This is a genomic window from Luteimonas pelagia (genome assembly GCF_054776035.1).
Window position 1 is genome coordinate 662,252 of record NZ_BAAHCG010000003.1, and the last position, 18,322, is coordinate 680,573.

Genomic DNA, 18,322 nt, shown 5'->3' on the forward strand with positions numbered 1-18,322 from the left:
TACGGGGGAGGCGGGTCCGCTGTCGTCGGGTGACCCCGCGCCGGTCGGAAGGATCCGCGGACCTACGCGTCCTTCGCGATCTGGAACCCCGCGAACGACTGCGCCGTCGGCATCATCTCGATGCGGTTGATGTTCACGTGCGGCGGCAGCTGCGCCAACCACGCGATCGTGTCGGCGATGTCCCCGGCGGTCATCGGCTGCCAGCCCTGGTACAGCGCGTCGGCCGCGGACTGGTCGCCATGCGTGCGCACCACCGAGAACTCCGTCTCCGCCATCCCCGGCTCGAGCGACGTCGCCCGCACGCCGCTGCCATGCAGGTCGCTGCGCAACCCCAGCGAGAACTGGCGCACGAACGCCTTCGTCCCGCCGTACACGTTGCCGCCGGCGTAGGGATACGTCGCCGCGGTCGAACTCACGTTCACCACCAAACCGCGGCGCTCGATCAACGACGGCAGCAGCGCCTGCGTCAACGCGACCAGCGCGGTGACGTTGGTGTCGATCATCGTGCGCCAGTCGTCCAGACTCGCCTTCGGCGCCGGCTGCGTGCCGAGCGCCAGGCCCGCGTTGTTGACCAGCACGTCGATCCCGTCGAATCCCGCCGGCAGCGCCTTGATCGCCGCGGCCATCGCGTCGCCGTCGCGCACGTCGAAGCACGCCGCATGCACGCGGTCGCTGCCGAGTTCGTCCACGAGTGCCTGCAGCCGGTCGGCGCGGCGCCCGGTGACCACCACGTTCCAGCCGTCGGCGACCAGGCGCCGCGCGGTCGCCGCGCCGAAGCCCGACGTGCCGCCGCTGATGAACGCGACCCGCGCCGCCATCGCCGCCTACTCGACCCGGATCGCGAGCGCCGGGAGGCCGCCGGATTCCAGCTTGCGCTTGGCGTCCGCCAGTTCCGACGCGCTGCCGTACGGGCCCATGCGCACGCGGTACACGGTCTTGTCCTGCACCTGCGCGGATTCGACCCGCGCGCTCAGGCCCAGCAGCGCGATGCGCGCCTTGAGCGACTCGGCGTCGCCGGAGGCACTGAATGAGCCCGCCTGCAGCAGGTAGCGCGCGCCGTCGTCCGTCGCGGCGGCCGGGGCCGCCGCCGGGGCCGGGGTGGCCTCCGGCTCGCGCAGGTCCGCCGCATCGTTGCGCGGGGTTTCGGTGGCGGCCCGAGCCTGCGCCTGTTCGGCGGCGGCGGTTTCGGCGAGCTCCTCGTCGGTGATCGCCACCTCGTCGCCGGGCAGCATCGTGTAGAAGTCGTACGCGGGGCGCGCCTCCGCGTCGGGGGCCGTGGCGGCCTCGCCGTCGTCGCGCGCGGTGGCCTCCGGGACGATGGCGTCCTCGCCGCCGGTGTCGGCGGCCGGCTGTGCGTCCGGGTTCGGCCGCGGGCGGAAGAAGCCGTCCTCGCCGTCGGAGCGCAGCAGCGACGGCGCCATCAGGATCACGCCGATGCCGATCAGCAGGCCCAGGACCAGCCAGGCCCAGCCGGGCATGCCACTGCTGTTGTTGCGTCGCGCCTGCGACCTGCCGCGTCGGACTGCCACGTGTTCAGGAACCTCTGTCGTGTTCGGCGCGCGGCGAACGGCCGCGCGCGGGGCGGAAGGCAGTGTATGCCAAGGCCGCGCGGGGGTTCGCCCGCCTTGCGGCGGGCGGCGCGGTCACATGCTCTCGGGCGCGCCGACGCCGAGCAGGTCCAGGCCGTTCGCCAGCACCCGGCGCGTGGCCAGGCTCAGCGCGATGCGCGCGTCGCGCTCGTCGGCCGGCGCCGGCAGGATCGGCTTGGCGTGGTAGCAGGTGTGGAAGGCGTGCGCGAGTTCGCGCAGGTACTGGGCGATGTTGTGCGGCTCCAGCGTCTGCGCCGCCGACTCGACCACTTCCGGATAGCGCGACAGCTCGACCATCAGCAGCTGCGTGGCCTCGTCGTCGAGCAGGTGCAGGTTGGCGACGCCGTTGTCCACGTCGTGCGCGATCTTCTTCTCGGCGGCCTGGCGCAGCAAGCTGCAGACGCGGGCGTGCGCGTACTGCACGTAGTAGACCGGGTTGTCGTTCGACTGGCTGCGCGCCAGGTCGATGTCGAAGGTGAGCTGCGAGTCGGGCTTGCGCGCGATCAGGAACCAGCGCGTGGCGTCGCGGCCGGCTTCCTCGATCAGGTCGCGCAGGGTGAGGTAGCTGCCGGCGCGCTTGGAGAGCTTCACCTCCTCGCCGCCGCGCATCACCGTGACCATCTGGTGCAGCACGTATTCCGGGTAGCCCTGCGGGATGCCGGCGTCGAGCGCCTGCAGGCCCGCGCGCACGCGGGCGAGGCTGCCGTGGTGGTCGGCGCCCAGCTCGGTGATCGCGCGCCGGTAGCCGCGCTGCCACTTGCTGCGGTGGTAGGCGACGTCCGGCACGAAGTAGGTGTAGCTGCCGTCGGACTTGCGCATCACGCGGTCCTTGTCGTCACCGTAGTCGGTCGACCGCAGCCACAGTGCGCCGCCTTCCTCGTACGTGTGGCCGTGGCCGACCAGCTCGCGCACGGTCTCCTCCACCTGGCCGCCGTCGTACAGCGACGACTCGAGGAAGTACACGTCGAAGGCCACGCCGAACGCGGCGAGATCGGCGGTCTGTTCGCGCCGCAACGCGGCGACCGCGAAGGCGCGGATCGCGTCGAGGTCGTCGGGGTCGCCGGCGCCGGTGACCGAGTGGCCCTCGAACTCGACGGTGTCGCCGCGCAGGTAGGCCGCCGCCACGTCCTTGATGTACTCGCCGCGGTAGCCGTCGGCCGGCCAGCCCGCGTCGTCCGGGCCCTGGCCGCGGGCGCGCGCCTGCACCGACAGCGCGAGGTTGTCGATCTGCGCGCCGGCGTCGTTGTAGTAGTACTCGCGCGCCACGTCCCAGCCGTTGGCCGCCAGCAGGCGGGCGATGCAGTCGCCGATCGAGGCCGCGCGGCCGTGGCCGACGTGCAGCGGGCCGGTCGGGTTGGCCGACACGTACTCGACGCCGACGCGCACGCCGTTGCCGCTGTCGTTGCGGCCGTAGCCCTCGCCTTCGGACAGCACGCGCGCGACCTCGCGCTCGTACGCGGCGGGCGCGAGGTGGAAATTGATGAAGCCGGGGCCTGCGATCTCGACCTTGGCCAGGTCCGGGCTCGACGGCAGCGCCTCGACCAGCGCCTGCGCCAGCGCCCGCGGATTGGTGCGCGCCGCCTTGGCCAGCAGCATCGCCGCGTTGGTCGCGAAGTCCCCGTGCCCCCGGTCCTTCGGCCGCTCGATCACGAACTCGGGCGTGGCCGCGTCGGCGGGCAGGGTGCCGGCCGCGCGCAGCGCGTCGATGGCGGACGCCACGAGGGCGCGGAGGGAAGCTTTCACGTGGGGACCGGGGATAGCAGGGCCGGCCATTGTAAGCGCCCGTCCCCGGCGGCCCTGTTGTCCCTCGCCGTCCGGTTGCTCCCGGCCCCATGTCGCCCCCACCCATGTCGTCCCGAGCGCAGCGAGGGACCTGCTTCTGCTTTTTCCCCCACCGCCGAGCGAAAAGCAGGTCCCTCGCTGCGCTCGGGACGACAGGTGTCGGGGTCTGTGCCCTGTCGTTCCGAACGGAGTGAGGAACCTGCTCCTGCTCTCTCCCGGACACATCGACTCCTACCCGAACCACCCCGCCGCCAGGTCATCCCAGGCCGGATTCCCCGCCCTCACCAGCGCCACCTTCTTCTCCCGCCGCCACCCCTTGATCTCCTTCTCCCGTGCGATCGCGGAGTAGATGTCCTCGCACGCCTCGAAATGGACGAGGCGGTGAATCCGGTAGCGGCGGGTGTGGCCCGGCACGAGGCCCTCGCGGTGCTCGAACACCCGGCGCTCGAGGTGGCCGGTCACCCCGACGTACAGGGCGCCGGAGCGGCTGGAGAGCATGTAGACGTGGTAGGTGCGGGTGGGCAGGGGGGTCTCCTTGGAAGCAGGTCCCTCGCTGCGCTCGGGACGACAGTTCAGGCCTTTCGTTCGAATCGTCTCTGTCGTTCCGACCTCTCTGTCGTTCCGAACGGAGTGAGGAACCTGCTCTTGGGCGGTGGCGTGATGAAAAAGCAGGTCCCTCGCTGTGCTCGGGACGACAGTGGGTAGGTGAATGGGTGGGTGGGCGGATTGCGGCGGCTCAGACCCAGCCGCGGGCGGCGAGGGAGACGGGTGGGCCGTCGGCGATGACGAAGTGGTCGAGCAGGCGGACCTCGACCAGGGCCAGGGCCTGCTTGAGGCGCGCGGTGACCGCGCGGTCGGCCGCCGAGGGCTCCGGATTCCCGCTGGGGTGGTTGTGGCCGACGATCAGCGCCGCGGCGTTGAGGTCCAGTGCGCGGCGGGCGATCTCGCGCGGGGGCACCTCGGCCCCGTCGAGCGTGCCGCGGAACAGTTCCTCGAACGCGATCGCGCGGTGGCGGTTGTCGAGGAACAGCGCGGCGAACACCTCGTGCGGCAGGTGCCGGAGGCGGGTGGCGAAATAGCGGCCGGCGGCGGCCGGGTCGCTGATCGCCTCGCCGCGCGCGAGGCCGGCGGCGAGGCGGCGGTTGCCCAGTTCGATCGCGGCGGCCAGCAGGCAGGCGCGGGCCGGACCGAGGCCGGGCAGGCGCGCCAGGTCGACGGGCCTGCGGTCCAGCAGCGGGCGCAGCGGCCCGTGCGTGGCGAGCAGGTCGCGCGCGGTCGCCACCGCGTCGCGGCCACGGATGCCCGAGCCGAGGAACAGCGCCAGCAGTTCCGCGTCCGACAATGCCGCCGGGCCCTGCGCGAGCAGTTTCTCGCGCGGACGTTCGTCGGCGGGCCAGTCGCGGATGTGCATCGGTGACTCCCGTCGCGCCGGGGGCGGGCATCGCCCCGCGACGCGGTCGTGTTGGCCATGCCTGCGCCGGCCGGACCCGGGGAGGCGCGAACGCCGCCGCGGCCGGGGCGCTCCCGCGGTGCCGGACCGGGTTCGAGGCGGTTTGCGGCGGGGATGCCGCGACGACAGGGGGGCGCGTCGCGGCATCCGCCACCGCAGGGCCATTGGGCCCGATCGCCCGGGGCGCGCGCCGCCGGGAAACGCGGGGCCTTCGGGTAAGCTGGGCGCCGCTCCGCAGGTAGGGAAACACCGGGTGGCCGCGCTCTCGGGACGCAAACTGCTGTTGTGCGTGTGCGGCGGGATCGCCGCGTACAAGGCGGCCGAACTGGTGCGCCGCCTGCGGGACGCCGGTGCCGAGGTGCGCGTGGCGATGACCGCCGATGCCCACCACTTCGTCGGCACGGCGACCTTCCAGGCGCTTTCCGGCAACCCGGTGCGCGATTCGCTCTGGGACGCCGCCGCCGAGGCCGCGATGGGCCACATCGAACTGGCGCGCTGGCCTGACCGCATCGTGATCGCGCCGGCCACGGCCAACACGCTGGCGCGCCTCGCGCACGGCCTCGCGGACGACCTGGTCAGCACGCTGTGCCTGGCGACCGAAGCGCCGATCCTCGCCGCGCCGGCCATGAACCGCGTCATGTGGGCGCACCCGGCCACGCAGGCGAACGTCGAGACGCTGCGCAGCCGACGCGTGCGCATCCTCGGCCCCGCCACCGGCGGACAGGCTTGCGGCGAGACCGGCGAGGGCCGCATGGTCGAACCCGACGACATCGTCGCCGCGCTCGCCGAGTCGTTCACGGGCGGCCGCTCAGCGTGAACCGTGCGCGCGACTTCGAGGGCCGTCGCGTGGTCGTCAGCGCGGGCCCGACCTACGAGGACATCGACCCGGTCCGCTTCATCGGCAACCGCTCCAGCGGGAAGATGGGCTTCGCCGTGGCCGCGGCCGCCGCGCGCCGCGGTGCCGAGACCGTGCTGGTCGCCGGCCCGGTCGCGCTCGACACGCCGCCCGGCGTCGACCGCACCGACGTGCGTTCGGCCGCGCAGATGCATGCCGCCGTCCTCGCCGCGCTGCCCGCCGACGTCTACGTGGGCGCGGCCGCGGTCGCCGACTGGACGCCGCGCGAGGTCGCCGACCAGAAGCGCAAGAAGCAACCCGGCTTCGAGGTACTCACCCTTGAACTCGTCCGCACGGCCGACGTGCTCGCCGACGTGGCGGCGCATCCACGCCGTCCGCGCGTGGTGGTCGGCTTCGCCGCCGAGACCGCGGACGTCGAGCGGCACGCCCGCGCGAAGCTCGCCGCCAAGGGCGTCGATCTCGTCGCCGGCAACCGGGTAGGCATTCCCGGCAGCGGCTTCGAGGCCGACGACAACGCGCTCGAGGTGGTGTGGGCCGATGGCCATCGCCGGCTCGGACCCGCGCCGAAGGACCACCTGGCCGACCAGCTGCTCGACCTGGTCGCCGCCCGACTCGCCGGACACGAAGGACGCCGCCCCGCATGAAGACCGCGCACGTGCTCGAAGTGAAGGTGCTCGACCCGCGCTACGGCGACGACTGGCCGATGCCGGCCTACGCGACCGACGCCAGCGCCGGCCTGGACCTGCGCGCCGCGCTCGAGGCGCCGCTGGCGCTGGCGCCGGGCGACGCGGCGCTGGTGCCGAGCGGCCTGGCGATCCACCTGGCCGACCCGAACCTGTGCGCCGTGATCCTCCCGCGATCGGGCTTGGGCCACCGCCACGGCATCGTCCTGGGCAACGGGACCGGCCTGATCGACGCCGACTACCAGGGCCCGCTGCTGATCAGCACCTTCAACCGCGGCCGCGAGGCGCACACCATCGCGCCGGGCGACCGGATCGCGCAGCTGGTCGTGCTGCCGATCGTGCGGGCCACCCTGCAGGTGGTGGATACTTTCGATGCGAGCGCGCGGGGCGAGGGGGGCTTCGGCCACACCGGCCTGCGCTGAGTTCCTGGCGGCCGCGCGCGGCCGCCCCGAGGGGGAGTTGGAATGAACGAGGAAACGAAGCGCCCGCGCATGCGCGCCGCGCAGTTGCGGCCCGTGCTGCCGGTCGCGGCGGTGCTGCTGGCGCTGGTGGCGGCGTGGCTGGCCTGGGGTGGCTGGCAGCAGCAGCGCGACGCGCAGGAAAGCGCCGCGCTCGAGCGTGCGCGCGATTCCGCCGCGCGCGGCACCGGCACGGCCCTCGACGCGGCCACCCGGCGCCTGCAGGCGCGGCTCGCCGCGCCCGAGGTGCAGGCCGCCCTCGCGCAGGGCGACCTCGAGGCGGCCTCGGCGCAGCTGGCGCAAGGCTGGCCCGAGGCCGAGGCCGCCGGGATCCTCCCCGAGGACCTGGGCGCCGAATACGGCGACCTGGCGGGCGGCGGTTACGGGCGCCTGGCCGTGATGGAAGGTGCGCTCGCGGCCGACGAGGCGCTCGCCGGCATCGCCCGGGACGCCGGCGGGCCGCGGCTGCTGGTCGCCGCACCGGCCCGCGCCGGCGACCGCCGCATGGGCGTGGCCTGGGCTCGGTTACCGCTTTCGGCCGCCACCGCGCCATTGGCCGGCGTGGCCCTGGACGAGTCGGCCGGCTACCTCGCCCTGCGCCAGGGCAGCCACACCGTGCTCGAGCGCGGCGTCCCCGAACTGGCGCGTGGCGCGGAGAAGCGCGCCGTCCCCGTGCCGGGGACCGGCTTCCGCATCGTCGCCGCCGGCACCGAAGCCGGCGCCGGGCCGCTCGGGCTCGCCTCCGGCGTGGCCTTCATCCTTGCGGCCGTGCTCGCCGCGCTGGCCGTGGCCGCGCTGCTCGCCTGGCGTCGCATGGGGGCCGCCGGGGCGGACGCGGACGAAGGCGTGGCGGAGGACCTGCCTCCGACCCTGGCCGAGACCCTGCGCGACGCGCCCGCGCCCGCGCCGGCCGAACCGGCGGCACCGGCGGAGACCGCTGCGGCCGGCGACGTCCCGGTGGGCGAAGGCGCCGTGGCCGCGCCCGTTGCCCCCGCCGCCCTCGCCGCGGCGGGCGGCGGCGTCGCGATCGACCGGTCGATCTTCCGCGCCTACGACATCCGCGGCGTGGTCGGCAGCACGCTCGACCGCGGCGTGGCGGAACTGATCGGCCAGGCGATCGGCTCGCTGATGCACGAGAAGGGCCTGAAGGAGATCGTGGTCGGCCGCGACGGCCGCCTGTCCGGGCCGGAAATGGCCGGCGGTCTGGTCGCCGGCCTGCGCCGCGCCGGCCGCGACGTCATCGACATCGGCCTGGCGCCCACGCCGGTGGTCTATTTCGGCGCCTTCCACCTGCGCGCGGGCAGTTGCGTGTCGGTGACCGGCAGCCACAACCCGCCCGACTACAACGGCTTCAAGGTCGTGGTCGGCGGCGAGACCCTCTCGGGCGACGCGATCACCGACCTGTTCGCGCGGATCGCCGACGACCGCCTGCACGAGGCGCCGCGCGCGGGCGACCTGCAGCACCGCGACATCAACGACGCCTACGTCGAGCGCATCGCCTCCGACGTCCAGCTCGACCGCCCGCTCAAGGTGGTCGTGGACGCGGGCAACGGCGTCGCCGGCGAAGTGGGCCCGCGCGTGCTGGCCGCCGTGGGCGCCGAGGTCACGCCGCTGTACTGCGAGATCGACGGCACCTTCCCCAACCACCATCCCGACCCGAGCGAGCCGCACAACCTCGAGGACCTCACCCGGATGGTCGAGCGGCTGGGCGCCGACCTCGGCATCGCCTTCGACGGCGACGGCGACCGCCTGGGCGTGGTCACGCCGGCGGGCAGGAACATCTTCCCGGACCGCCTGCTGATGCTGTTCGCCGCCGACGTGCTGGAGCGCAACCCGGGCGCGGTCATCGTCTACGACGTGAAGTGCACCGGCCACCTGCCGGGGCAGATCCTGCGCCACGGCGGCAGCCCGCTGATGTGGAAGACAGGCCACTCGCTGATCAAGGCGAAGATGCGCGAGACCGAGGCCGAACTCGCCGGCGAGATGAGCGGCCACTTCTTCTTCAAGGAGCGCTGGTTCGGTTTCGACGACGGCATCTATGCCGCCGCGCGCCTGCTCGAGATCCTGGCCACGCGGAACAACACCCCCGACGAGGTGTTCGACGCGTTGCCCGACAGCGTGTCGACGCCGGAGATCAAGGTCCCGGCGCCGGCGGACGACCCGCACGGCTTCGTCGCGCGCTTCCAGGCGCAGTCGTCGTTCGAGGGCGCGCGCCTGTCGACCATCGACGGCGTGCGGGTGGACTGGAAGGACGGTTGGGGCCTGGTGCGCGCATCCAACACCACCCCGGTGCTGGTGATGCGATTCGACGGCGACGACGCGGCCGCGCTGGCGCGCATCCAGGACGAGTTCAAGCGCCAGCTGCTCGCGATCGAGCCGTCGCTGGCGCTGCCGTTCTGACGATCAGCCGGCCGTGCCGCCCTGCGCGCGGCCGGTGGGCTCGGCTTGCGGCCGCTTGAGTTCGCGGTAGCGCTCCACCGCGTCCTCCAGGACCGCGTCGAGCGTGGCGCGCTCGGCGACCTGCGACCGCAGGATCGCCTGCTGGCGCTGCAGGCTCGCATGGCGCTCGACGATGCCGTCGCCCATCGGCTTGGGCACCGGCCGTCCGGCGAGCTCCAGCTCGCCGGCCTGGCGCAGCAGCGTGACCAGGCCCTGGCGCAGGTTGGCGATGCCGGCCAGCGAGGCGCGGATCGCGCCGTCGGTCAACTCGATGCGGTTGACGAAGGCGGCGCGCAGCTCCTCTTCGGTCGCGTAGGACTCGACCATCGCCAGTTCGCGGCGCAGGCGCGCGGCGTCCGCCGCCGCCTGTTCCGCTTCCGCTTCCGCGGCCGCTTCCGCCGCGGCCCGCTCTTCCCCGGTCAACGCCCGCTCCAGCTGTCGCTTGCGCATGCCGGTGGCGGCGTTGATCTCGGTGCGCGCGCGGTCGGTGGCTTCGGGCGGCAGCGCGTCGCCGCAGACCCGCTTGCCACTGGCGTCGTTCCAGCAGTAGACGGTCTTGCCGGTGCTTGCGGGGCGACGTTGCGCCGATGAGGTGCCCGCCGCAAGGCAGGCGACGGCGAGGACGGCGATCGCCGCCAGCGTGCGTGGCATGGGCATGCGCCCGGCGTGGTGCTCTTGCGTCATCTTCGCGGCCCCCCTGGCCGTGCCGACATCGTGTTGCGACGCGGGCAGGTCACCCGGCCGCCGCGACGCCGTAGCGGGCGCGGTAGGCGAGCAGCGCCTCGCGGTGCGCCACAAGGTCCCCGCTTTCGCCGGCGAATTCAAGCAGGTCGTCCAGGCCGGCGATGGCGACGACCGGGATCCCCTGCGCGTCGGCGACCGCCTGGGCGGCCGAGCGCGCGTCGCCCTCGGCCACGCGCTCCTGCCGGTCGAGCGCGATCGCGATGCCGGCCGCGGTGCCACCGGCGCCGGCGATCGTCGCCAGCGCCTCGCGCACGGCGGTGCCGGCGGTGATCACGTCGTCCACCACCAGCACGCGGCGCCCGGCGAGCGGCGCGCCGATGAGCTTGCCGCCCTCGCCATGCGCCTTGGCCTCCTTGCGGTCGAAGGCCACCGGCAGGTCGCGGCCGCGGCGCGCGTACGCGCAGGCCAGCGCGGTGGCGAGCGGGATGCCCTTGTAGGCCGGGCCGAACAACAGGTCGAAGTCGACGCCGGCGGCATCGATGGCGTCGGCATAGCAGGCCGCCAGGCCCGCGAGGGTGGCGCCCGAGTCGAACCGTCCTGCGTTGAAGAAATACGGGCTCTCGCGTCCGGACTTCAGCGTGAATGAGCCGAAGCGCAATGCATCGGCATCGAGGGCCAGGCGCAGGAAACGGTGGCGGTGGTTGTGCACGCGGGGCGTCCGGAAGGGCGTGGGCGCGATGATAAACCGCGGCTGGCCGCGCCCCGGGTCGGATGCGTCGAATCCGCTACCCTTGGCCGTCGTTTGCCCGGGACATGCCTGCCGGATGCGGATCATGAGCTTCAACGCCAACGGCCTGCGTTCGGCCGTGGGCAAGGGTTTCTTCGAATGGTTCCCGGAACGGGACGTCGACGTGCTGTGCGTGCAGGAGACCAAGGCGCAGGAGCACCAGTTGCGCGCGCCGGAATTCCTGCCCGAGGGCTACCACGCCTGGTTCCGCGACGCGACCACGAAGAAGGGCTACAGCGGCGTGGCGATCTACAGCCGCCGAGAGCCGGACGAGGTGCGTACCGCCCTGGGCTGGGCGCCGTTCGACGAGGAGGGGCGCTACATCGAGGCCCGCTTCGGCGACCTCAGCGTGGTTTCGTTCTACATCCCGTCGGGCTCATCCGGTGAAGCGCGCCAGGGTTTCAAGTTCGAGGTCATGGACTGGCTCCGGCCGATCCTCGACGAGTGGCTCGCGAGCGGCCGCCAGTACGTGCTGTGCGGGGACTGGAACATCGTGCGCGCGCGCAACGACATCAGGAACTGGACCTCCAACCAGAAGAATTCCGGCTGCACGCCGCCCGAGCGCGCCTGGCTCAACGGCCTGGTGGCCGACGGCTGCGGCGACGGCAGCCCGCAGCCGGACCACGGCTGGTCCGACAGCTTCCGCGTGCTGCGCCCCGACGCCAGCGACCAGTACACCTGGTGGAGCCAGCGCGGCGCGGCGCGGTCGAAGAACGTCGGCTGGCGCATCGACTACCAGTTCGTGACCCCGGGCCTGCGCGAACGCGTGCGCGACTGCGCAGTGTTCGCCGACCCGAAGTTCTCCGACCACGCCCCCTTCGTCGTGGAGTACGACCATGCCTTCTGACCCCGCAGCCACGGCCGCCGTCGATACCACCCCCGGCTGGCGCCGCGTGCTGCGCAGCCTGCGCGAGCCGAAGGTGCTGGCGATGCTGCTGCTGGGCTTCAGCTCCGGCATCCCGATCTACCTGGTGGGCAACACCCTCGGCTTCTGGATGCGCGAGAACGCGATCGAGCTGTCCACGATCGGGTTCCTGTCGTGGGTCGGCCTGGCGTACTCGCTGAAGTTCCTGTGGGCGCCGCTGGTCGACAAGGTCGACGCGCCGGTGCTGGGCCGGCTGCTGGGACGCCGTCGCGGCTGGATGCTGCTCTCGCAGATGGTGGTGGCCGCCGCGCTCGTGGGCATGGCGATGATCCAGCCGCGCGAGGGGGTGCTGCTGCTCGCCGGGATGCAGGTCGACCATCTCGTCGTGTTCGGCGTGCTCGCGCTGGTGGTGGCGTTCGCGTCGGCCACGCAGGACATCGTGATCGATGCGTGGCGCATCGAGATCGCCGACAGCAACGAGCAGCAGGGCCTGCTCACCTCCACCGCGACGCTCGGCTACCGCGGCGCGCTGCTGGTCACCGACGCGCTGATCCTGATCATGGCCGCGCAGGTGGGCTGGTCGATCTCCTACACCGCGATGGCGGCGCTCATGGGCGTGGGCGTGGTCGCGGTGCTGCTGGCGCGCGAGCCGGCGGCGTCGCTGGCCGCCGCGCAGGCGCCGCATCCGCAGCTGTGGACCGCGCGCGGCCTGTTCGACGCGCTGGTCGGCCCGTTCGTGGCCTTCTTCCGCCAGCACGGCAGCTGGGCGTGGCTGATGCTGCTGGTGATCAGCCTGTACCGGTTGCCGGATTTCGTGATGGGGCCGATGGCCAATCCGTTCTACGCGGACCTGGGCATCGACAAGGAGGTCGTCGGCGGCGTGCGCGCGACCTTCGGCCTGGTGGCCACGATCGTGGGGGTGGCCGCGGCCGGGCTGTGCGCGGTGCGCTTCGGTTTCCTGGCCACGCTGCTGCTGGGCGCGGTGCTCGGCCCGGGCTCGAACCTGGCGTTCGCCTGGCTGGCCTGGGCGGGCGCGGATCCGACGGTGTTCGCGACCGCGATGTCGATCGACAACTTCTGCAGCGGCTTCGCGGGCGTGGCGCTGATCGGCTACATGTCCAGCCTCACCAACATCGGCTACACCGCGACACAGTACGCGCTGCTCAGTTCGTTCTACGCCTTGCTGGGCAAGGTGCTGAAGGGCTTCTCGGGCGTGGCGGTCGAGTCGCTGCAGGCGGCCACCTCGCTGCTGGACGGCTACGCGCTGTTCTTCATCGGCACGGCCGTGGTGGGCCTGCCGGCGCTGCTGCTCTGCCTGCTGCTGGGGCGGCGCCCGCCGAGTCCGGTCATGGCCACCGAGCGCGTTTGACCCTGTGGGCGCCCGGGGGACGCGGCGTCCCGTCGCCGCCGTCCCGGAGCGCGCCCATGACCGACATCGTCCTGCGGGACATCGACCCGGCCCTTGCCGCGCGGCTGCGCGCGCTGTCGGACAGCCGCGGCTGGCCGATCCACGAGACCCTGTTGAAGGTGGTGGAGCTGGGCCTGCAGCGCTGCGAGTCCGGCGCCTTGCCGTCGGCGCTCGAAAGCGCCGAGGCGGACCTGTTGCGGGAGGCGATCGGCGCGCTGGAGCAGGTGCCCGACGATCCGGGCTTCGCACTGATCGGGCGGGCCCCCCCGGCCCCGCCGCCCGCGGAGGAAGTCGTCCTGGCGGCGCCACCTGTTCAGCCGTCGCCGTCACTGCCGCCTGCGCCCACGGTGCGCGAGCGCGTCGCGTCCGGCGGACGCGCGCGGAACCGGACGGAGGACGCGGGCGACGCGGACGCGGAAGCGGCCACGTCGGGCGGTGGGCGTTCGCGCAGCCTGTTCTGAACCCGGGTTGCCGCGGGCCGGTCGGCTAACCGGCCATCGCGCCCGGATGGATCGCCCCGAGGATCCGCGGACCCGCCGCGCCGGAGACGGACGGCAGGTTGCCCGGCCGGCCCAGCAGCGTCTGGCGCGCCAGCCATGCGAAACCCATCGCCTCGACATGGTCCGGGTCCACCCCGTGGGCGTCGGTCGACTCCAGGGTGATCCCCGGCATCCGCGCCGCGAGCCGCGCCATCAGCAGCGGGTTGTGCACGCCGCCGCCGCAGGCCAGCAGCCGGTGCGTGCCCGGTTGGGCCGCCTGCAGCGCGTCGGCGACCGTCGCGGCGGTCAGTTCGAGGAGTGTCGCCTGCACGTCCTCCGGCGCGACGCCGGCGCCGAGCCGCGCCGCCAGCCAGTCGAGGTGGAACTGCTCGCGGCCGGTGGACTTGGGCGGGGGCAGCGCGAACCAGGGCTCGTCGCGCAGGCGCGCGAGCAGGGCGTCGTCGATGCGGCCGGCCGCGGCGAGGCGGCCGCCCGCATCGAACGGTTCCCCCGTGTGCCGCGCGCACCACGCGTCCATCAGCGCGTTCGCCGGTCCCGTGTCGAAACCGCGCACCGGGCCGTCGACCGGCAGCAGCGTGAGGTTGGCGATGCCGCCGAGGTTGAGGACCGCGCGGTCCTCGTCCGGCGCGGCCAGCAGCGCGGCATGCAGCGCCGGCAGCAGTGGCGCGCCATGGCCGCCCGCGGCGACGTCGCGGCGACGGAAGTCGGCGACGGTGGTGATGCCGGTGCGTTCGGCGATCAGGTTCGGGTCACCGGCCTGCAGGGTGAACGGGTGGCGGCCGTCGTGCGCCGCGCCGTGTGGCCGGTGCCGCAGCGTCTGGCCATGGGAGCCGATCGCGCGGACGTCGCGCGGGTCGACGCCCGCCGCGCGCAGCAGCGCCAGCGCGGCCGCCGCGAAGGCTTCGCCGATGCGCGCGTCGAGGGTGCCGTATTCGTCCAGCGACGCGAGGTCGCCGCCCTGGCCGAGTTCGACCAGGCGGGTGCGCAGCGCGGCGTCCCAGGGATGCGTGTGGCCGGCGACGAGCGCCACGCCGTGCGGGCCGGCGTCGCGCGCGAAGCGCACCAGCGCGGCGTCGATGCCGTCGGCGCTGGTGCCGGAGATCAGGCCGAGGAACAGCCCTTCGCCGTGCCCGGCGGCAGGGCCGTCGCCCGCGTCGATGACGCCAGCGGGCACGGCTGGTCGCGCGTCAGCCGCGCGACTTGGCGTCCGCGGCGTCCGCCGCGGCGACCTGGATCCGCTGCTCGCGGTCCTCGAGCTTGCGCAGCCGCGCCAGCACGGTGCCGGTCTGCTCGCGGAACGCGGCGAGCGCGGCGCCCTTCAGCGGCTCGGGCGGCGGCATCGTGATCGACAGCGGGTCGCGGTGCACGCCGTTGACGCGGAATTCGTAGTGCAGGTGCGGACCGGTCGACATGCCGGAGCTGCCCACGTAGCCGATCACCGCGCCCTGCGGCACGCGCTGGCCGGCCTTGTACTTGCCGAAGCGCGACATGTGCGCGTACAGCGTGGTGTAGCCGCGGCCGTGGTCGAGGATGACCGCGCGGCCGTAGCCGCCGCGCCAGCCGGCGAAGGCCACGCGCGCGTCGCCGGCGGCCATGATCGGCGTGCCGGAGCCGGCGCCGTAGTCCACGCCCTTGTGCATGCGCGTGCGGCCGAGCACCGGGTGGCGGCGCGCACCGAAGCGCGAGGTCAGGCGCGCGTACGGGATCGGCATGCGGATGAAGCTCTTCTTCAGCGGGCGGCCGTCGAGGTCGAAGTACTCGGTCTTGCCGTCGCGTTCGTGGCGCAGGCCGGTGTAGGTCTTGCCGCCGGTGGTGAAGCTGGCCGCCAGCACGTCGCCGGTGCCGATACGCTCGCCCTCGCGCCAGGTCTCCTCGTACACGACGCTGAAGGTGTCGCCGCGCTTGGTGTCGCGGTCGAAGTCGATGTCGTACTGGAAGATGTTGTCGGTCATCGCCACGACGGCGGCCGGCGACATGCCGGTGGCTCGCGCGGCGGCGTACAGGGAGCTGTCGATGCGGCCGCTTGCGGTCACCACGCGGGTCTCGGTGGGACGCTCGATGACCAGCTCGCGGATGGTGTCGCCGTCGAAGGCGAGCTCGACGCGCTGGGTGTCGTTGCGGTCGTAGCGGAACATGCGCAGCGCGCCGCTTTCCGGCAGGTCGAACGCCAGCTGGGCGCCGGGGCGCAGGCGGGTCAGCGCGTCGCGCGCGCCGGGCTGCTCGAGGATGCGGTACATGGTCGTGGCGGGCACGCCCATCGACTCGAAGATCGCGCCCAGCGTCTGGCCCGGCTCGACGGTCACGATGTGCCAGCTGTCGCCCGCCACGCTCCTGCGCTCGCGCACCGGCAGTTCGGGCAGCGCCAGGGCATGCGTGACCTGCGGCGCGGCGAACTGGTCGCGCGGGCGCGTGGCCTCGGAGAAGCCCGGGACGATCGCACCGACCAGCACGATGATGCTTGCCGCCAGGCTCGCCTGCGCCCAGTCGCGGCGCGTCCATCGGCCCTGGAACCCCCGGTTGCCGATCCAGTCCGCGGCGAATCGACCCATGCGATCCTTGCGGTGCAGGGCGGCGTCGCGAAGGGCCTGGAGGCGCGCGCGACGGTTGCGGCTGGTGCCGGTTGTGTCCATGAAGCGGTCCCCGATGGAACGGATAGCGGTGGAGCGGATAGCGGAAGCGCGACGCTGCGCGGCACGGCGCCGGATGTGACGGCGGCGTCACGGCGGTACCATAGTGACGCGAAAAGGGCGCGTCAAACCCCTGACGGCAAAAGGTTTTTCAGGCCATTCAGACTCATGGCCGGATTAACGCAACCTTCACGATCCGCATCACGAATCGCAGTTCCAGGAGAGACCCAGACGTGACCGACGACCCCTTGGCCCTAATCGCCCGCGGCGCGGAGGAGATCCTCAAGCGCGACGAGCTGGAGGCCCGGCTGGCCCTCGGACGGCCGCTGCGGATCAAGGCCGGGTTCGACCCGACCGCGCCGGACCTGCACCTGGGCCACACGGTCCTGCTCAACAAGATGCGGCAGTTCCAGGACCTGGGGCACGAGGTCACGTTCCTGATCGGCGACTTCACCGGGATGATCGGCGACCCGACCGGCAAGAACGCCACCCGCAAGCCGCTGACCCGCGAGGACGTCGAGGCGAATGCCCGCACCTACGCCGACCAGGTCTTCAAGGTGCTGGACCCGGAACGGACCCGGATCCGGTTCAACTCCGAATGGTTCGGAACGATGCCGGCGGCGGACCTCATCCGCCTGGCCGGGCAGCACACCGTGGCGCGCATGCTCGAGCGCGACGACTTCGCCAAACGATATGCGTCCCAACAGCCGATCGCCATCCACGAGTTCCTCTACCCGCTGGTGCAGGGCTACGACTCCGTGGCGCTGGAGGCGGACGTGGAGCTCGGCGGCACCGACCAGAAGTTCAACCTGCTGGTCGGCCGCGGCCTGCAGGCGCACTTCGGCCAGGCGCCGCAGGTCGTGCTGACCATGCCCTTGCTCGAGGGCCTGGACGGCGTGCAGAAGATGAGCAAGTCGCTGGGCAACTACATCGGCATCGACGAGCCGGCGATCGACATCGTCACCAAGGCGATGAGGATCGACGACGCGCTGATGTGGCGGTGGATCGAGCTGCTGAGCTTCGAGATCGGCGTGGCCGAGGCGGCGCGCGCACGCGCGGAGGTCGAGTCGGGCACGCTGAACCCGCGCGACCTGAAGCTGCGGCTGGCGCGCGAACTCGCTGCGCGCTTCCATGGCGCCGCCGAAGCCGAACGCGCCATCGCCGGATGGAACGCCGCGGTGCGCGGCGAAGGCGACACAGCGCAACTGCCGCTGCACGACGTGGCGGTGCCCGCCGACGGACTGCGCATCGCCGCGCTGCTGACCGCGGCGGGCCTGACGCCCAGCAATTCCGAGGCGAACCGCAAGTTGCGCGAGCGCGCGGTGCGGATCGACGGGGACGTTGTCGAGGATCCCCAGCGCAGCTTCGCGCCGGGCTTCGAGGGCGTGCTGCAGGTCGGCAAGCGCACCTTCGCCCGCGTGAGGCTGGTGGCCGCCTGAGGACGGCGACGACGCGGCCATGACGGCCGCGCCGGGGAGACTGTCGCGATGGACCTGCCGACCGAAGCGACGATCCTGCTGGAAACCGCCTACGCGATGCTGCTCGGCGGCCTCGTGGGCCTGGAGCGCGAGTTCAAGCACAAGCCGGCGGGCTTCCGCACGCACATGCTGGTGGCGGGCGCGGCCGCGCTGCTGCTCGGGCTGGGGCGCCTGTTCGTCACCGACGGGCTGGCGGAAGTCGAGGACCTTCAGATCGATCCGCTGCGCCTGATCGAGGCGGTGGTGGCGGGCGTTGCGTTCATCGGCGCGGGCACGATCTTCAGCCATCGCGGCGGCAAGGCGGTGGAGGGCATCACCACCGCCGCGTCGTTGCTGATGGTCGCCGTCATCGGCATCGCATGCGGGCTCGGCTATGCCGCGCTGGCCGCCGGCGCGACGCTGCTGACGCTGGTCGTGCTGCTCGTCTTGCGGCTGTTCGAGCGCGACAAGCACTGACGTCGCGGGCCGCTTCCACGGCCATTCCCTGAACCGTTGCCGGCGCCTCGATCCGGGTGCTTCACGGGGTGTTGACGGACCCGAAATCGCCTGTATGATGTGCGGCTCGCTCGGGCCGGACGGCTCGCGGCGGCGGGACGCGGCGCTGAGGCCGGTTCCTTTGATCCTTGACAGTGTGCGCAGGTGACTTGTGCGGGCGTCTGGCCGGTGGACGGTTGTCCATGGCAGACGTTCGAACAGAACCAAGTCAATTCAAAGCA

At 72.9% G+C, this 18,322-nt stretch carries 16 protein-coding genes and 1 pseudogene; 8 read left to right on the forward strand and 9 right to left on the reverse strand.

The features are described 5' to 3' along the window. Positions 1 to 62: 62 nt before the first annotated feature. The 5 genes from ACYU7H_RS11940 to radC all read right to left on the reverse strand — a co-directional run bounded on the left by ACYU7H_RS11940 (position 63) and on the right by radC (position 4,782). Positions 63 to 818, reverse strand: coding sequence for an SDR family NAD(P)-dependent oxidoreductase (locus ACYU7H_RS11940; RefSeq protein ID WP_460814994.1), 756 nt, complete (start codon positions 816 to 818; stop codon positions 63 to 65). 6 nt (positions 819 to 824) lie between these two features. Then, complete coding sequence (locus tag ACYU7H_RS11945; protein ID WP_460814996.1) at positions 825 to 1,529, reverse strand: SPOR domain-containing protein; 705 nt, start codon at positions 1,527 to 1,529, stop codon at positions 825 to 827. A gap of 114 nt (positions 1,530 to 1,643) precedes the next feature. Further along, positions 1,644 to 3,332, reverse strand: coding sequence for an arginine--tRNA ligase (argS, locus tag ACYU7H_RS11950; protein WP_460814998.1), 1,689 nt, complete (start codon positions 3,330 to 3,332; stop codon positions 1,644 to 1,646). A 270-nt stretch (positions 3,333 to 3,602) separates the two neighbouring features. Then, a complete protein-coding gene (locus ACYU7H_RS11955; RefSeq protein WP_460815000.1) occupies positions 3,603 to 3,869 on the reverse strand; it encodes a GIY-YIG nuclease family protein in 267 nt (88 codons plus the stop codon). A 238-nt stretch (positions 3,870 to 4,107) separates the two neighbouring features. Next, a complete protein-coding gene (gene radC / locus ACYU7H_RS11960; protein WP_460815002.1) occupies positions 4,108 to 4,782 on the reverse strand; it encodes a RadC family protein in 675 nt (224 codons plus the stop codon). 259 nt (positions 4,783 to 5,041) lie between these two features. Here radC and coaBC point away from each other — a divergent pair. The 3 genes and pseudogenes from coaBC to ACYU7H_RS11975 all read left to right on the forward strand — a co-directional run bounded on the left by coaBC (position 5,042) and on the right by ACYU7H_RS11975 (position 9,218). Continuing rightward, positions 5,042 to 6,321: pseudogene (coaBC, locus tag ACYU7H_RS11965) on the forward strand (bifunctional phosphopantothenoylcysteine decarboxylase/phosphopantothenate--cysteine ligase CoaBC). Continuing rightward, positions 6,318 to 6,782, forward strand: a complete 465-nt coding sequence (gene dut / locus ACYU7H_RS11970; protein WP_460815003.1) for a dUTP diphosphatase — start codon at positions 6,318 to 6,320, stop codon at positions 6,780 to 6,782. The pseudogene coaBC and the gene dut overlap by 4 nt, the downstream one beginning before the upstream one ends. Positions 6,783 to 6,824: 42 nt before the next feature. Further along, positions 6,825 to 9,218, forward strand: a complete 2,394-nt coding sequence (locus ACYU7H_RS11975) for a phosphomannomutase/phosphoglucomutase (RefSeq protein ID WP_460815005.1) — start codon at positions 6,825 to 6,827, stop codon at positions 9,216 to 9,218. Between the two features lie 3 nt (positions 9,219 to 9,221). On the opposite strand, the gene ACYU7H_RS11980 is transcribed toward ACYU7H_RS11975, so the two are convergent. Continuing rightward, on the reverse strand, positions 9,222 to 9,914 hold the full coding sequence (locus ACYU7H_RS11980) for a hypothetical protein (RefSeq protein ID WP_460815007.1): 693 nt from the start codon (positions 9,912 to 9,914) through the stop codon (positions 9,222 to 9,224). 76 nt (positions 9,915 to 9,990) lie between these two features. Next, complete coding sequence (gene pyrE / locus ACYU7H_RS11985) at positions 9,991 to 10,650, reverse strand: orotate phosphoribosyltransferase (RefSeq protein WP_460815009.1); 660 nt, start codon at positions 10,648 to 10,650, stop codon at positions 9,991 to 9,993. 115 nt (positions 10,651 to 10,765) lie between these two features. On the opposite strand from pyrE, the gene ACYU7H_RS11990 reads away from it, so the two are divergent. From ACYU7H_RS11990 to ACYU7H_RS12000, 3 genes are read left to right on the forward strand one after another with little or no spacing between them, the layout of a single operon-like run. After that, positions 10,766 to 11,575 (forward strand): exodeoxyribonuclease III, encoded by an 810-nt coding sequence (locus tag ACYU7H_RS11990; RefSeq protein WP_460815057.1) that lies wholly within the window; start codon positions 10,766 to 10,768, stop codon positions 11,573 to 11,575. Next, positions 11,565 to 12,962 carry an AmpG family muropeptide MFS transporter gene (locus ACYU7H_RS11995; protein WP_460815011.1) on the forward strand — a complete coding sequence of 466 codons (1,398 nt, stop codon included), beginning with the start codon at positions 11,565 to 11,567 and terminating at the stop codon, positions 12,960 to 12,962. Before ACYU7H_RS11990 ends, ACYU7H_RS11995 begins: the two co-directional genes overlap by 11 nt. Positions 12,963 to 13,018: 56 nt before the next feature. Continuing rightward, positions 13,019 to 13,462: a hypothetical protein gene (locus ACYU7H_RS12000; protein WP_460815013.1), complete on the forward strand. Its 444-nt coding sequence runs from the start codon at positions 13,019 to 13,021 to the stop codon at positions 13,460 to 13,462. A gap of 25 nt (positions 13,463 to 13,487) precedes the next feature. On the opposite strand, the gene ACYU7H_RS12005 is transcribed toward ACYU7H_RS12000, so the two are convergent. Both ACYU7H_RS12005 and ACYU7H_RS12010 read right to left on the reverse strand, forming a co-directional pair. Continuing rightward, entirely contained in the window at positions 13,488 to 14,675 is a 1,188-nt protein-coding gene (locus ACYU7H_RS12005) for an anhydro-N-acetylmuramic acid kinase (protein WP_460815015.1), read from the reverse strand. Positions 14,676 to 14,688: 13 nt separating this feature from the next. Then, entirely contained in the window at positions 14,689 to 16,131 is a 1,443-nt protein-coding gene (locus ACYU7H_RS12010) for a peptidoglycan DD-metalloendopeptidase family protein (RefSeq protein ID WP_460815017.1), read from the reverse strand. A gap of 230 nt (positions 16,132 to 16,361) precedes the next feature. Here ACYU7H_RS12010 and tyrS point away from each other — a divergent pair, with 230 nt between their 5' ends. Both tyrS and ACYU7H_RS12020 read left to right on the forward strand, forming a co-directional pair. After that, entirely contained in the window at positions 16,362 to 17,567 is a 1,206-nt protein-coding gene (gene tyrS / locus ACYU7H_RS12015) for a tyrosine--tRNA ligase (protein WP_460815019.1), read from the forward strand. 48 nt (positions 17,568 to 17,615) lie between these two features. Then, positions 17,616 to 18,062 carry an MgtC/SapB family protein gene (locus ACYU7H_RS12020; protein WP_460815021.1) on the forward strand — a complete coding sequence of 149 codons (447 nt, stop codon included), beginning with the start codon at positions 17,616 to 17,618 and terminating at the stop codon, positions 18,060 to 18,062. Positions 18,063 to 18,322: the final 260 nt, after the last annotated feature.